The sequence below is a fragment of the Sphingomonas cannabina genome (genome assembly GCF_021391395.1).
GTDB lineage: Bacteria > Pseudomonadota > Alphaproteobacteria > Sphingomonadales > Sphingomonadaceae > Sphingomonas > Sphingomonas cannabina.
This window is the reverse complement of record NZ_CP090059.1, coordinates 2,465,177-2,477,780: the sequence shown is the minus strand read 5'-3', so window position 1 is coordinate 2,477,780 and position 12,604 is coordinate 2,465,177. Positions and strand designations below refer to the sequence as shown.

Genomic DNA, 12,604 nt, shown 5'->3' with positions numbered 1-12,604 from the left:
GATCAGGCCGCCAGAAGCTCGCTCAGCGACTGCTCCAGGGTGCGCCGGTTAGGATTGCCGCGGGGCCGCGAACCGGTGATCTTGGCGATTTCGTCCTTGATCTGGTCATCGGTCATATCGGCATAGGCCGCGTCCGCTGCTTGGATAGCCCGCTCGATTTCCTCGGGCGTCGAATCCTTCTCCGGGACCGCCGTGGAGCGGCTCTCCAGTTCGGCGATACGCTTGCGGAGCGCCTCGATCTCGCTGAGCGCGTTCTGGCTGCTCAGGCGATCGGCCATGAACGCGCGAGCGGCGTCCTTGAGCACGTTCTGATGGATGCCCAGAGACTTTGCCGCCTGTCCTTCCAGATCGTGCAGCGCCTCGACCGAATAGATGCGTAGCGCGCGGCACAGCGCCAACTGTTCTGGCGTGACACCGTGATCGCGGAGCATCTCCAGTGGCGTTCCGGCGGCTTCCTGTGGGTTGCCGTCCTTGAACGCGCGATACTGCTCGGCCCATCGTTCGGCGTAGGTGATGACATGGTTGCCCTCGCGGCGGCAGAACTCGTGCGCCGGGAAGACTGGAGAGAAGTTCTTGGAGCCGGCGAACCGGACTTCGACAACCTCATGCATCTCCATGACCTTACGGCCCCGCGCCTCGGACTTGGGGATGTTCTCAAGCTCCAGATACTTGAAAACCGGCGTGATGGTGATTTCGTGTTCGTCGATGATGGCGAGGCGGGTCATGGTTCGCTCCTGTGGGGGAAGAAAAGGCGGGAGCCCGAAAGCCCCCGCCAGGATCGGCTTAGGGGGCCGTACCCTTGGCGACCCAGAAGCGGTCCCCGGCCGCAATGGTGCCGCTGTAGAAGCCGCTGTTCGGGGCGTACCAACCGCCCGAGCCGGCAGCGACCGTTACGTTGTCGGGACCGGTCACCGTGACGGTGACCTGCGTACCGGGCGAAGCCGCCACGGCGATCGTGGCCGAAGCCTCGACCCACATGTAGGTGCGCCCGTCGTCTCCCCGCTCGGTCACCCCGAGCTGCGGGCTTCCGACCTGACCGGCGCCGCTGGCACCGCGACCGGCGCCCTCGTACCAGACCTGATCGGCCTTCACGACCTGATGAAGATCCGGACCCAGCCCGTGGCTGATGCGGAAAGGAGAAGTCGTTCCCATTGTCCGTGCTCCTTACGAGGTGGTGCGGATGCGGTAGGAGAACAGCGGGTTTTCGAGCACAAGCTGGCCCGACCACACGATGCCCTGCGCAATCGCGTCCTGATTGATGGGACGGAGGCCGTTGCCGGGATGGAACGGCACGAACGACTGGTTCGGGAACTCCCAGATGGAGAGCCCCTCTTCGTCAATGCCAAACACGGTGTTGGCCGGCATGACGTTGCCGATGCCTCCCGCCGCCACGATATCGACCGGTCCCGCCGGGGTGATGTAAGTCAGCCCCGAGAAGCCCAGCCGGCCTAGACGCTCCGAACGCTCCGAGACGATACGCTGATGCGCGACAAACGAAGACGCGATCGGCTCGTAGGCGAGTGCGTCGGCGATCAGCAGCTTGGCGTAGCGGCCGTTGCGCGAACGAGCGAGCGCGATGCGGTCGATGATCGGGCGCACCGTGGTGCTGTCCCAGGTCGTGTAGCCCGCCACGTCGCCCGACACGATGTTGAACGTGCTGGTGCGCCAGTTGGCGACCGAGGCACGGTCGATACCGCCGTAGATGCCGGTGTTCGGAAGAACCGGAATGGCGCCACCGAGACCGATCATCTGGCGACCGCCCGCAGCGGTGCCGTCACCGACCAGTGACGTTTCGAACTCTTCCTTCACGCCCTGCTCGGCCGTGTTGAGGTAGAATTCCATCAGGTCGATGATCTCTTCCTCGCCGCCCGTGAACAGCATTTCGGTTCCGTTGAGGGAAAACGGGGAGACGACACGTGACCACGGGAAGACTGCCGAGTTCAGCAGCTCCTTGGGCGTGATCTCAATCTTGTCGTAGCCGGTGAACCACTGCGCGGTCAGCTTGTCGAACTGGACGGGGATGCGAAGCTCGGGACCGCCTGCCCGCTTGGTGCGGATACGGTTCTGATCCATGAGGATCGCCGTCAGCGGCGTCGAGTTGTAGACGATATTCTGGACGGCGCGGGATCGACGCGCCACGGCAGCGGTAAGTAGCTGCCCGTAATTACGATCCGGATTGATCGACATTCGAAAGGCTCCTTAGCGTCGCAAGCGCCGCATCTCCGCCAGGAGGCTGTCCCGCGTGGATTCGCCGCTCTTCGCCATGTCGGACACGTCTTCGGTGACCGAACCGGGCGATGATTTGATGGATTTGGAGCCGCTGAAGTCTTCGGGATCAGCGCGGCGGTCTGCGCCAGGGCCTGGATCATTGCTCGCGGCGGGTGTTGCGGCATGAGAAGACGGATTGATCCGTACAGCCATGTCATACGCCGCCGCGAGCCGTTCGGTCAGGCTCAAGGACTGCGGTATTCTGCCAGATTTCAGGAAAAATGCAATATCCTGCTGCAACTCGTCATAGCGCGGATGCTTGGCCTTGAACGGCTCGATTACATCGGCCTCGATCCTGCTGACCTTCAACTCTGCAAGTTCTTGCCGGATCGCCTGCATCTCCTCACTCTCGCGCGCTGGCTGTGGCTGTGGCTGCGGCGCCGGCTGCGCAACCATCCGCTGGTAGCCTTCCGGTCCCTGCTGAGCGATGTGCTGAGCGATGTCGTAGAGGGAAAATGGCTGGCCATCGGCCTTGCGTGGTCCCACCTGCATCAAGGCCATATTGAGAGCGGCGATGGGATTCTGCCGCATCAGGTTCTCGAACTGGTGAACCTGCGCCAGGATCTCACGAAGATCGCGGCCATTGGAGCGGGCCAGCTCGTCGAAATCGCGAATGCGGTCGTAGCGCTGCGATACCTCTTGGAACCGCTGCCGCTCCTCTTCGTGCTCGCGCTCCATCACCTCGATATCTCGGCGCACCGACCGCGGGACGTTGCGCCATACCTCATGGCTGTCCGGCAGGAAGCGCTTGGGCGGTCCCCGGAACTCCTTGGCCTCCTCGGGCTTCGCTTCTTCCTTGGGCGCGGCTTCCTTGGTCTCGGCAGGCTCGGCGGCGGCTTTCGCGTCATCCTTGGGCGCCTCCTTTGGCTCAGCCTCGGCCTTAGCGTCCTTCTTTTCGGGAGCGGCGGACTTCTCGGGTTTGGTCTCCGCCTTCTGCTCCGGCTTGGGCTCGTCGCCCTTCGCCTCCTTCTTCTCCTCTTTCTTTGAGTCGTCGGCGCGGAAGGCGGCCTCCAGGCTGTCGCGCACGCTTTCCTTGGGCGGGGGCTGCTGCTCAGCGGGCTCGGTCAGGCTTGGCGTGCCCCCGCCGGCAGCGCTCGGGCCCGGCTCGGTATCGATTACCGTGGACAGCGGGGCTTCGTCGGTAGCGAGGTCGGTCATGGGTTCAGTCCTCAAGGAACACAGGGGAAGGAATGGGCTTGCCGGCCTTCACGTCCGCGATGGCGGCCTTGATGTCGTCGACGCGCTGCTGGCGGTCGAACTTCGGCGTCTGCGGCTTCAGCTCTTCGTTGCCGATCTCGATGTACCGCTCGCCTTGCGGGTTGCCGCTGGGCTCCAGCGAGCGGCGATAGGAGCGCATGCTGTCGTGGATCTTGCCGTCCGGTCCCCGGATCGGTTCGATGTAGTCAGAAATGACGCGTGGTGCGGAAACCAGCCGGTGCGCTGCCGACCCGCATGGACACGCCTGCACCTCGTCGAACCGCGCCAGGGGCACGGCGCGCTCAAAGCGATGGCCGCTGTCACATGCGAAGTCGTACAGCGGCATCAGCCGACGCTCTCATAGCCGGCGAGCCATGCCGCATATTGCTTGGATGCCGGATCGAACGGCGCATCCTCGACCTTAATGGCCGACTGACGGGCACGGCGCCCGAGGTCGAACTCGCGGGCGTAGTCGTCGGCAAGAACGGTGGGCGCTTCAGTGGGGCGCTTGGGCTCCAGCTTCGCAGCGTCGATCGCGGCGAGCAGAGTGGAGCGATTACGCCCCTGCTCTTCCAGGCGGTGCATGCGGTCCAGTTCGCGATTGTCGAGATAGGCCAGCTTGGGCTTGATCTCGGTAACCGAGTCTTGGAGCATGGCTTCCATCTCGGCGGCGTCCATGATCAGGACGCCGCGATGATGCCGGCCGTGCGAAGGGCCGCCAGAATGGCGTTGACCTTGGCAACGGTCGTGGCAAGGTCCGCGCCGCCTGCAAGGTCCGCGATCGCAGCCCCCGGCGTGATACCGGCGTCATTGATCTGCGTCGAAACTTCCTTCGCAAGCTCGGGCACCATCCCCAGCTCTACCAATCGTCTGGTATCGGCCATCATTCGTCTCCTCGGGCTAAGCGGTGGTGATTCCCGTGATCTGCCCGGAGACCACGGTGAAGGTTACAGTGGTGGGTGTGCCGTCGATCTCGATCTCAGCTTCCTGCCCATCCGCGATCGCGGCAGTGGTGCCGCCCGTGAGGGTGACGGGGATGCCGCCAGCGGTGTTCGTCACCGGGGTTCCCATGTTCGTGATCGTGACAGGGATACCGCTCATTGCTCGGCTCCATTCATTGCCTGCTGTTCGGAGAAATCCTGCTGGCGATCGGCGCGCGCCTCGCCGCGCTCACGGAAGTCGCGATCGGTTGCGGCGTTCTCCGCCTGCATCGCGTGTTCGGTCTGGCGAGCGTGGACGTCGGCCACGGTCTTGAACTCGGCGAGTGCTTGCTGATCCTGAGCAACGCCGGCCTTGACCAGAATGGCATAGGTGTCGGCCCGCAGCTTATCGACTTCGGCCGCGAGCTTGTCGCCACTGCGCTCCATGTCAGCGAGTTGGAGGCGCAGCTTGTCATTCTCGTGCTGCGCTTTCTGCGCATCAGCAGCCGCCTTCTGCTGCATTTCCATGAACTTGCGCTGGTTCTCGGCCTGATCCTGCGCAGCCTTCGCCTGGACCTGCGCAGTAACGGCACGCGCCTTGACCATCTCGGCATCCGCGAGCGTCTGGTTGGCCTTGGCGATTTCCTCGCTCTCGCCACCACCCTGCTGCGCCTGCATCTGCTGCGCCATCTGCGGCGCGGCCTTGATGAACTCCTCGATAGCGCCGTCTAACTGGCGGCCGGCGCGATACGGCGCGAGCACAAACTTGAGCATTTCGCCTGCAAGCGTCGCCCCCTCCTCGCCCATGGCGATCAGGCTGGACAGCGCCTGCGTGGCCGATGAGAACTCCGACAGGAACTCGCTGCGGCTGCGCTTCTCCTGAAGCTCGTCGGTCAAGATGGTGGAACTGCTCTCGATCTCGAATGTGAAATTGCGCGCGCGGTCGTCGCGCAGCAGCTTCATCACGTCCTCGATTGGGACCTGTGCTTCGGCGTCGGCGAGCATCGGCGCGTATTTCGCCAGTATCTGCTGCTGAGCCTGCTCAAACTGCTGCTTGGCCTGAGCAGGGTCTACCTGCTGCCCGCTCTGCTGGGCCTGCACGGCGGCTTCCTGAGCCTTCTCGCCAAGCGCCCCGATCTCCTGCCGTGCAGCCTTCTCGATATCCGCAATGCGCTTGGAGATGGCCGCCTTGGTCGGTATCTCCATCTGGCTCATTTCGAGCAGGTCGTCTTGGCTGAATTTCTCGGCGAGGATTTCGGCGGCGATCTTTACGGTGTCGGCAGCGACCCGCTGCAACTCCATGCTCTTTTCGCGCACGCGGACGGAGCCGTACTGCGATTTCAGCTCCTGCGCCCCGAGCGTCTCTTCCGCCTCGGTGGCGCCGCGCATGATATCGCTGATGCCGCTGAGCTGATAGAAGTCTTGAATGAGCTGCGTGCGGGACTCGATCAGGCCCTGAATGGCTACGGCAAGTTCCTGCAACGGCAACCACTGGACGAAACCACTCGCGCCCTGCTGCATGAGCTGGGCCGCTTCCACAGGGATCAACAGCCGGTCATCGTCGCTGCGGACAAGCGCCTCAATCGCGTCTCCTACACCCCCGCCAGCAGGGATAAGGCCCTTCATCCGCACGTCTTCAAGCAGCGCGTAAATGCGCCGGGTCAGCTCACTGATCTTGCGGAAGTGGACGGCATAGCGCTCCCAATCCGGTACCGGAATCAGGGAGCGCCGGCGAAGCGTGGCATAGGCAGGCTTGGGGCACGGGAAGAAGTCGGTGAGATCAAGGTGCGGCTCGCCACTGTCGAGCAACACTTCCACGCCTTCGGTAACCCAATAGACCTTGTTGTCGGCCTTGTGCCAAACCTCCCAAACCTTGCACTTGCGAGCGGTCGCGCGGTTCTCAACGTCTCGGTCGTCGCCTTCGTCGCCGCGGTACAGGCTGTATTTGGCCTGCTGATATGCGTCGCCACTCGCCGAGCGGAAGCGCTTGCGCATGTCCTTGCGGGTCAGCCACTCTGCAGCCGCGACCCAGCCCACCTCATCCCACTTGCGACCTGGCTCGTGCAGGAAGTCACGGCGATCCTTGTGGACGACGCAGATGTTCTTGCGCCCGTTCTCCACCTCGTAGCGAACCCACGGCACACCGCGGGACGTGAAGAGGAGATCATCGCGAAGCTGCGTCATCACGTCGCCGATGGACGTGCGCTTGAACACCGATACCGAGCAGCGCTCCAGTAACTCGGCCGTGACGTTGTTGACCGGCTTGCCGTCCTTGAACAGCGGGGCGACGACCGGTTGCGGAGGCCGGGCATAAACCGCAGGCTTGAGCACCTCGTATGAGGCCCAGAACAGGTCTAGCTCACTGTCGCGCCAGCCATACACGTCGAGATCGCGACGCATGCCGCCATAGCCAGCGCCGTCCAGGCTGTAGATCTCATCTATTGTGTCGCAGGTAGCGTTCCACTCCCGGAATGAATCCTCGGCCTTGCGGATGGCGGTGAGGATTGCGCGCGACGACTTCGGCTCGTCAGGCTCGGCGAACGTGTCCGTCGTCTCCATGGTGCTGATGTCGGTCACCGACGCCTCCCCATCGGGAGCGGGGGCGCAACCACGCCGCTAGTAACGACGGTCGGGGCTCCGGTAGTGCGAGCACGGGCGCGCGCCTGCTGCTCCTCCGACTTCGGCGCGTTCCCGGTCCCCATGCGGTCGAGAAGCTGGCCGGCGAGGCCGATCGCATCCGCCTGGTCGTCATGCACGCCGACCGGGAAGCTCATCAGCTCGGAAATGAAATCGCTGAGCCACGGCGCCCCACGAGGAACATGCAGCCCCTGCAACGCCATTCGGGCGCGCATTGATTGCGCCCGCACAGCCTTGTCACCGCGCGTCGGGAATTGCTCGCGGACGGTGTAGGATTCGGTCTCCAGCATGCGCTTGACGAGGAACGGCCCTACGCCAGCCTTGATCTGCCCTGTCTCTTCAGCCCAACCGATCGGGCGCCACTTGCGCACCAGCGCGCAGAAGGCATCAACCCACACATCCGAGGATGCTTGGGCCCGCCACAAGTCCAGCAGGTACATGCGCCCGTCGTGGCCAATGCCGATGATGGCATGGACGGTGTAGTCACCGCCGTCTGCGGTCACGGCGTAGTCGGACGCGCCGTAGATCGCCATTTCCTCCTTGGGAGGGATGGCATCTACCTCGATGATCCACTCGCGCTTGAAGTAGTCGCCAGTGTCGGGGCTCGGGCGCTGCTGATAGAGCGCTGACCATGTGCGCGGCAGGCGTTCGAATGCCGCCCAATGATCGCGGCCGAACCACTCGGGCCAGATGTATTCTCCAACAGGCCGCCCGAGCGGATCGTCTTCGCGCTCACACCGCGCCGGGATGCAGATGATTTCCCACGTCTCGCCATCACGGCAAGCGATCATGCCGCTTTCGCCAGCCCACCCTTCCGGCAGGATCGAACCGGCAAGGTCCCCCTCATGCCAGCGCGTTTGCGTGATCATCAGCGAGCCGCCGGGCTTGAGGCGCGTCAGCACGTCCTCTTGGTAGGCGTCTATCGTGCTCTTGCGGACAGCCTCCGAATCAGCCTCTTGGCGCCCCTTGATCGGGTCATCGATAGCGATGAAGTCAGCACGGTTGCCGGTGATGCCCGACAGGATGCCCCCGCCCATGTATTCCGAACCATTGGTGAGCGCCCATTCGTGGGCGGCGCTGCTCTCCGCGCTCAGTCCAACATCAAACAGGCGCTCATACGCGCGCTGCTTGACGATCGAACGCATGCGGCGGCCGAACTTGCGCGCCAGGTCAGTCCCGTAACTGACACCAATAACCTTGAAGTTGGGAATACGTCCCATGGCATGCGTCGGAGCGACCACGGTCGCATAGGTGCTCTTTGCGCTGCCGGGCGGCAGGAACAGCATCGTGCGGCCACGGTGACGATTGATGCAGCGCTCGGTAGCCTGAAGAATCAGTTCGTGGTGCTGAGCCAAATGCGTTTCGACAGGCTTGAACAATTCCGTGTCGTCGTCGTTCTCAGCGACGGGCGCTCCAGGCACTTCGATGTAGCGCGCGTAATCAACCATGCTCACACGGGCACGACGGCGGCGTAGAAGCTCATGCGCCGCGAAATGCGGGGGGATGGCGAACGCTGCGCTCACTGGCCACGGCTCGCGATGGCGGCCAGTTCGTCATCGGTGAGGTCGCGTGCGGATTTGACGTTGTGCTCGATCGCCCGACCGCCAGGACCGCTCAATTCACGCTTCTGGACATCCTGCCAGTCCGTGTCCGCCATGTTCCGCAGGCCGAAGATAACCATGGTCGCGCTGCCATCCCCTGTCTCAGCGACAGAGCGACCAATTTTCTCCCACCAAGCGGCGCATTTGGCCTTGCCTCGCGCAAGCGCTTCCGAAAATTCCGGATGTTTGCTCGCCCATTCGTTGATGGTGCTGCGGGCTACATCGATCTCAGCAGCGAAGGAGGCGACGCTTGCGCCTGTTGCCATGTGGTCAACAAGCTGCTGACAGTATTCAGGATCATACGAAGATGGACGGCCCGCCATGGGCCAAACCATCTATGGTAATTTTATGATGCGGCCTATGCGGCAAAAATCAGAGTTCCGCCTTTCTCGCAATACGATGAAGATCGCGGAAGCTCACGGGGTTCTTTTGCCGATAATAGCGGCGTCCATTCGAATCGCGCCCGAAAGGAACGACCTCAATTTCGATCGCGCTAGCCATAAACGCTCTGGCTTGCTCGGGCGTCATCTGCTCTATCCAATCTCTCATCCCGCCACCTCAAGATGCTTCCCTGCGCGAATATCATCAGCCGCGTTCAACAGGGCGCCAGCGACCTGATCGTCCGCCTCCTTCTCGGCCAACGCTTCCAGGTATGCCGCGATTTTCTCGACTTCGCTCATCCCGCCACCATACCAGCTTTCTCGGCAGCGCGCATGATCCGTTGGACATGCCGACGCTCAGCTCCGGTGGCGCGCACGATCTGCATAATCGTGCACGGCCCATGCTTGCGCCAATAGGTGAGCACACGAGCTCGGGTCAGTGGAGGGCGTCCACGCACTTAACACCTTCCCCTATCCGCTGCATCCCGCAGAGCTTTGCGGACCTGTTTCCCAACACCTCTCGATGCGTATTCCCGATTGTTTCGGATGAGGAAGGTCATTCCGGGATAGCCTTGGTCCGATGGTGGGATTTCGGTGATGTGGTCGGTCATGCCACCCTCTCGAAATTCAGGGGCACGGACAGGCGGACAACGGGGGTTCCCCCTAAAGGGGGAAACCTCCCTTTTGTCCGCCGATTTGTCCGCCTTGCCCCTGCGCCGCGTTGTCCGTTTTTGTCCGCCATTGTCCGCCTCACTGGAAAGTAGCCCAGGCATGGTCGTTCCAGACGCCGACCAGCCCCTTGTTCTGAAGCTCGGTAATCGCGCGGCGGAACGTCCGCGCGGCCGTTTCGCTCTCCATGTCCGATCCTCCGATCGCGAGCCAGCGATCACGCCAGGTGGATTTTGAAACCACCTTGCCGACCTTCATTCGATCGATCTGATCCTCGGGAATATCGCGCGGCACGCTGACCGGGGCGGCCTCAAGCGCCGCCAGCAGTTCATTGTAGACCTGCCGTTGGGTCGGGCTGAGGCTGGGCCCGCGGGAGCGCTGAGCGGCGATTTCATCCGTCGCGGGAACGACGACGCATGAGGTGACCGGATCGCCGTCCTCGTCTTCACCGAGCTCGACCACCTTGAGCCTGAACTGAAGCTTCCACCCGTCCTCGGCATCCTTCTGCTTCTTGCAGATCAGAGTCCGCACGCCGGATTCGGCATCCGCCTGCACCAGGAGAGATGTTTCTATGGCCCCCCGCAGAGACCCGTGCCCGCGCTCGCTGATGGTCTCGGCGTTCTTGGGTATGTGGTGAACGACGAGCGCTGTGCAGTCGAAATGCGACTGTATTTTGCCGACGTTGTCGACATAGGCGGACATGTCGACACCGTTCTCGTCCCCGCCGCCGAATGTCCGGTTCAAGGTGTCGACCACGAGCGCGGCGAGGGGTAGGCCGGCCATGGCGACGGCGGCCTCGATCGTGGCGATGAGCTTGGGAAGGTCCGCCTTGGCGTCCCGCAGGTTGATCGCTACCGGAATAAGAGCGAAGGGCAGTCCATCGACTTCGTTGTGCCGGCGCCAGGCCTCGACACGATTCTGCTGCCCTCGCTGCCCCTCGGCGGCGAGATACAGTACGAGCCCCTGCTTGACCTTGCGATCCTGCCATTGCCGTCCCGAGGCGATATGGAGGGCGATATCCAGCGCGAGGAAACTCTTGCCGCACCCGGGATGGCCAATGATGGTGACGAACGCCTCCGCTGGCACGACGTTCTTGATGAGCCAGTTTCCGCTGAGGTAGGGCTGGTTGTCATCGAACCAGACCAGCGGGAGCGGCGTCTCGGGCGCCACCAGCGGGGGCGCGAACGAGCGCCCGACATCCTCCAAGCCGTAATGCGCGGCCTGATCGTTGAAGTCCGTGCCCTCGGCACCCTGGAGATCGGGAACGACCACGCGACCGCCTACCGCCGCAGCCGCCTCTTCGGCAGCATCGATCCCATTAGTGTCCGCAGCAACGATGATCGCGCGCGTCGGATGTCGTGCTCGCGCGATCTCCGCAGTGCGCTTGAGCGCGCCCTTGCTGAATCCAACGATGACGACGAAACCAGTCGCCGCCTGAACCGTCGCCCCGGTGGCAAAGCCTTCGACAATGATAACTGGCCCCTCGGGATTGTCACCAAGGGTGAGCGTCCCGCCCGCGACCGGAGCGCCGCCATGGAATAGCTTCCGCCCACCTGGCTCCGGCGGGATCGACTGGACGGACAAGATCTCGCCGACATCGTCGTAGATCGGCACAAGGAGATTCTCGCCCTCGCGGCGACATCCGTATGGCGCGACCCCCTTGCGGTCGAGATAAGCGTTGCCAATGCCGTTAACGGGGAGCGCGCGCTCCCAGCGTCGCCTCGCCTCGATCGTCGCGGCCTCCTGCTGCCGCCGTAGGCGCGACTCTCGCTCCGCAGCCGCGCGTCGGCGCCGCTCGCGATCAGCATCGTCGAGGCGAGGGGCTTCGCCGCCGGTCAGGAACCGGATGCTCTCACTGATCGAGAGATGTTGCGTCCCAGCCACGAAATCGATGACGTCGCCGTGCGCGCCGCATCCGAAGCAGTGATAGGTCTGGTCCTTAAACAGGACGAGGCTGGGATTCTTGTCGGGATGAAACGGGCAAACCGCAACCATGTTGCCGCCCGAGCGGCGCAGGTTAAGGGTCTTGCCGACGACTTCCTGGAGGGGATAGTCGCGGCGAACCGCGTCGAAATCGACCGCCATCATGCCGTTTCCAAGTGGTTGGCGGTGATCATCAGATGCGCATCTTCGGGAGACACCGCGCCGCAGCTACCTGCGGTCACGATCAGTTCCTTGCGATCTTCAGGCGCGGGACAGCGATTGACGAGCAGCTGCAGCGCGACGAGATGCTCCGGAAGCGTGCTGGCCAGGTCCGCGATCGTCACAGGCGCGCCTCCCGGATAGGCGCGCCGCAGTCTCGCAGCCACGCCAGCGCGCTCGCGGGATTACGCCATACGGCGACATGATGGCCGGCGCGATAGAGACCGTTCAGCATCTCGATCTGATCCGGGCGCAGCGCGGTTTTCCCACCCTTCATCTCGACGAAGGCAACGCCCCGGTTCCACGCGATGATGAGGTCAGGGGCACCGCGGCGAGCACCGCCCTTCCAGCGGGTCACGCGCTCCCAATCGGAACGCTTGCCCTCGTTGGGCACGGAGAACGCGATCACACCCGGAGCAAGCCGCCGCAGCATGGCGAGCAGGGTCTCCTGGCGTTTCTGCTCAGTCGCGGGATTGGAATCGCGCGGCTCTACCGGAAACAGCGGCTCCGGCGCGAGATCATCCTCGAGGAGGGCAAGCTCGCTCATGTCGCCCCAACTCCTCGCTTCTGGCGAGCGATCGTCAGCTCATATTCCGCGAGCCGACGATCGACGCGGTGGAATCGGCAGATGTCGTCGACGGTGAGTCGCGCCAAGGCGGCGTCCGTGCAGCCGTAGAGCCGCGCGATCAGCTGCGCCTTGGCTTCGGACGCGCCAAGCTGCGGTGCCCCCCAGCGGCGCATCAGCAGGCAATCCGCAGACGGTAGCGACGTGCCGTACGGTAGGAGACTC

The 12,604-nt window shown here is 63.5% G+C and carries 16 protein-coding genes; all 16 read right to left on the bottom strand.

The window, feature by feature from the left end; genetic code table 11:
* Positions 1–2 precede the first annotated feature (2 nt).
* The 16 genes from LZK98_RS11885 to LZK98_RS11815 all read right to left on the bottom strand — a co-directional run bounded on the left by LZK98_RS11885 (position 3) and on the right by LZK98_RS11815 (position 12,555).
* Complete coding sequence (locus LZK98_RS11885) at positions 3–725, bottom strand: hypothetical protein (RefSeq protein WP_233782594.1); 723 nt, start codon at positions 723–725, stop codon at positions 3–5.
* 58 nt (positions 726–783) lie between these two features.
* On the bottom strand, positions 784–1,152 hold the full coding sequence (locus tag LZK98_RS11880) for a hypothetical protein (protein WP_233782593.1): 369 nt from the start codon (positions 1,150–1,152) through the stop codon (positions 784–786).
* A gap of 12 nt (positions 1,153–1,164) precedes the next feature.
* On the bottom strand, positions 1,165–2,187 hold the full coding sequence (locus LZK98_RS11875) for a phage major capsid protein (protein WP_233782592.1): 1,023 nt from the start codon (positions 2,185–2,187) through the stop codon (positions 1,165–1,167).
* Positions 2,188–2,199: 12 nt separating this feature from the next.
* Positions 2,200–3,426, bottom strand: a complete 1,227-nt coding sequence (locus LZK98_RS11870) for a hypothetical protein (protein ID WP_233782591.1) — start codon at positions 3,424–3,426, stop codon at positions 2,200–2,202.
* Positions 3,427–3,430: 4 nt separating this feature from the next.
* Positions 3,431–3,811, bottom strand: coding sequence for an FmdB family zinc ribbon protein (locus LZK98_RS11865; RefSeq protein WP_233782590.1), 381 nt, complete (start codon positions 3,809–3,811; stop codon positions 3,431–3,433).
* Positions 3,811–4,143, bottom strand: coding sequence for a hypothetical protein (locus LZK98_RS11860; RefSeq protein ID WP_233782588.1), 333 nt, complete (start codon positions 4,141–4,143; stop codon positions 3,811–3,813). The genes LZK98_RS11865 and LZK98_RS11860 overlap by 1 nt, the downstream gene beginning before the upstream one ends.
* A gap of 2 nt (positions 4,144–4,145) precedes the next feature.
* Positions 4,146–4,349 (bottom strand): hypothetical protein, encoded by a 204-nt coding sequence (locus LZK98_RS11855; protein ID WP_233782586.1) that lies wholly within the window; start codon positions 4,347–4,349, stop codon positions 4,146–4,148.
* Between the two features lie 16 nt (positions 4,350–4,365).
* A complete protein-coding gene (locus LZK98_RS11850) occupies positions 4,366–4,524 on the bottom strand; it encodes a hypothetical protein (protein ID WP_233782585.1) in 159 nt (52 codons plus the stop codon).
* Between the two features lie 38 nt (positions 4,525–4,562).
* Complete coding sequence (locus LZK98_RS11845; protein ID WP_233782584.1) at positions 4,563–6,962, bottom strand: hypothetical protein; 2,400 nt, start codon at positions 6,960–6,962, stop codon at positions 4,563–4,565.
* On the bottom strand, positions 6,959–8,545 hold the full coding sequence (gene terL / locus LZK98_RS11840; RefSeq protein WP_233782583.1) for a phage terminase large subunit: 1,587 nt from the start codon (positions 8,543–8,545) through the stop codon (positions 6,959–6,961). Before terL ends, LZK98_RS11845 begins: the two co-directional genes overlap by 4 nt.
* Positions 8,542–8,946 (bottom strand): hypothetical protein, encoded by a 405-nt coding sequence (locus LZK98_RS11835; protein ID WP_233782581.1) that lies wholly within the window; start codon positions 8,944–8,946, stop codon positions 8,542–8,544. Before LZK98_RS11835 ends, terL begins: the two co-directional genes overlap by 4 nt.
* Positions 8,947–9,168: 222 nt before the next feature.
* Positions 9,169–9,303 carry a hypothetical protein gene (locus LZK98_RS20530; RefSeq protein ID WP_264757849.1) on the bottom strand — a complete coding sequence of 45 codons (135 nt, stop codon included), beginning with the start codon at positions 9,301–9,303 and terminating at the stop codon, positions 9,169–9,171.
* A gap of 450 nt (positions 9,304–9,753) precedes the next feature.
* Entirely contained in the window at positions 9,754–11,757 is a 2,004-nt protein-coding gene (locus tag LZK98_RS11830) for an AAA family ATPase (RefSeq protein ID WP_233782580.1), read from the bottom strand.
* Positions 11,757–11,939: a hypothetical protein gene (locus LZK98_RS11825; RefSeq protein ID WP_233782578.1), complete on the bottom strand. Its 183-nt coding sequence runs from the start codon at positions 11,937–11,939 to the stop codon at positions 11,757–11,759. Before LZK98_RS11825 ends, LZK98_RS11830 begins: the two co-directional genes overlap by 1 nt.
* Positions 11,936–12,361, bottom strand: coding sequence for a VRR-NUC domain-containing protein (locus tag LZK98_RS11820; RefSeq protein ID WP_233782576.1), 426 nt, complete (start codon positions 12,359–12,361; stop codon positions 11,936–11,938). The genes LZK98_RS11825 and LZK98_RS11820 overlap by 4 nt, the downstream gene beginning before the upstream one ends.
* Positions 12,358–12,555 (bottom strand): hypothetical protein, encoded by a 198-nt coding sequence (locus LZK98_RS11815; RefSeq protein ID WP_233782574.1) that lies wholly within the window; start codon positions 12,553–12,555, stop codon positions 12,358–12,360. Before LZK98_RS11815 ends, LZK98_RS11820 begins: the two co-directional genes overlap by 4 nt.
* Positions 12,556–12,604: the final 49 nt, after the last annotated feature.

What these genes read in the sequence shown, in the direction of transcription:
- LZK98_RS11835 (WP_233782581.1), bottom strand. Translation starts at nt 8,946, where the DNA reads ATGGCGGGCCGTCCATCTTCGTATGATCCTGAATACTGTCAGCAGCTT.
- LZK98_RS11880 (WP_233782593.1), bottom strand. Translation starts at nt 1,152, where the DNA reads ATGGGAACGACTTCTCCTTTCCGCATCAGCCACGGGCTGGGTCCGGAT.
- LZK98_RS11855 (WP_233782586.1), bottom strand. Translation starts at nt 4,349, where the DNA reads ATGGCCGATACCAGACGATTGGTAGAGCTGGGGATGGTGCCCGAGCTT.
- LZK98_RS11865 (WP_233782590.1), bottom strand. Translation starts at nt 3,811, where the DNA reads ATGCCGCTGTACGACTTCGCATGTGACAGCGGCCATCGCTTTGAGCGC.
- LZK98_RS11830 (WP_233782580.1), bottom strand. Translation starts at nt 11,757, where the DNA reads ATGGCGGTCGATTTCGACGCGGTTCGCCGCGACTATCCCCTCCAGGAA.
- LZK98_RS11875 (WP_233782592.1), bottom strand. Translation starts at nt 2,187, where the DNA reads ATGTCGATCAATCCGGATCGTAATTACGGGCAGCTACTTACCGCTGCC.
- LZK98_RS11885 (WP_233782594.1), bottom strand. Translation starts at nt 725, where the DNA reads ATGACCCGCCTCGCCATCATCGACGAACACGAAATCACCATCACGCCG.
- LZK98_RS11820 (WP_233782576.1), bottom strand. Translation starts at nt 12,361, where the DNA reads ATGAGCGAGCTTGCCCTCCTCGAGGATGATCTCGCGCCGGAGCCGCTG.
- LZK98_RS11870 (WP_233782591.1), bottom strand. Translation starts at nt 3,426, where the DNA reads ATGACCGACCTCGCTACCGACGAAGCCCCGCTGTCCACGGTAATCGAT.
- LZK98_RS11815 (WP_233782574.1), bottom strand. Translation starts at nt 12,555, where the DNA reads ATGCGCCGCTGGGGGGCACCGCAGCTTGGCGCGTCCGAAGCCAAGGCG.
- LZK98_RS11860 (WP_233782588.1), bottom strand. Translation starts at nt 4,143, where the DNA reads ATGGACGCCGCCGAGATGGAAGCCATGCTCCAAGACTCGGTTACCGAG.
- LZK98_RS20530 (WP_264757849.1), bottom strand. Translation starts at nt 9,303, where the DNA reads ATGAGCGAAGTCGAGAAAATCGCGGCATACCTGGAAGCGTTGGCCGAG.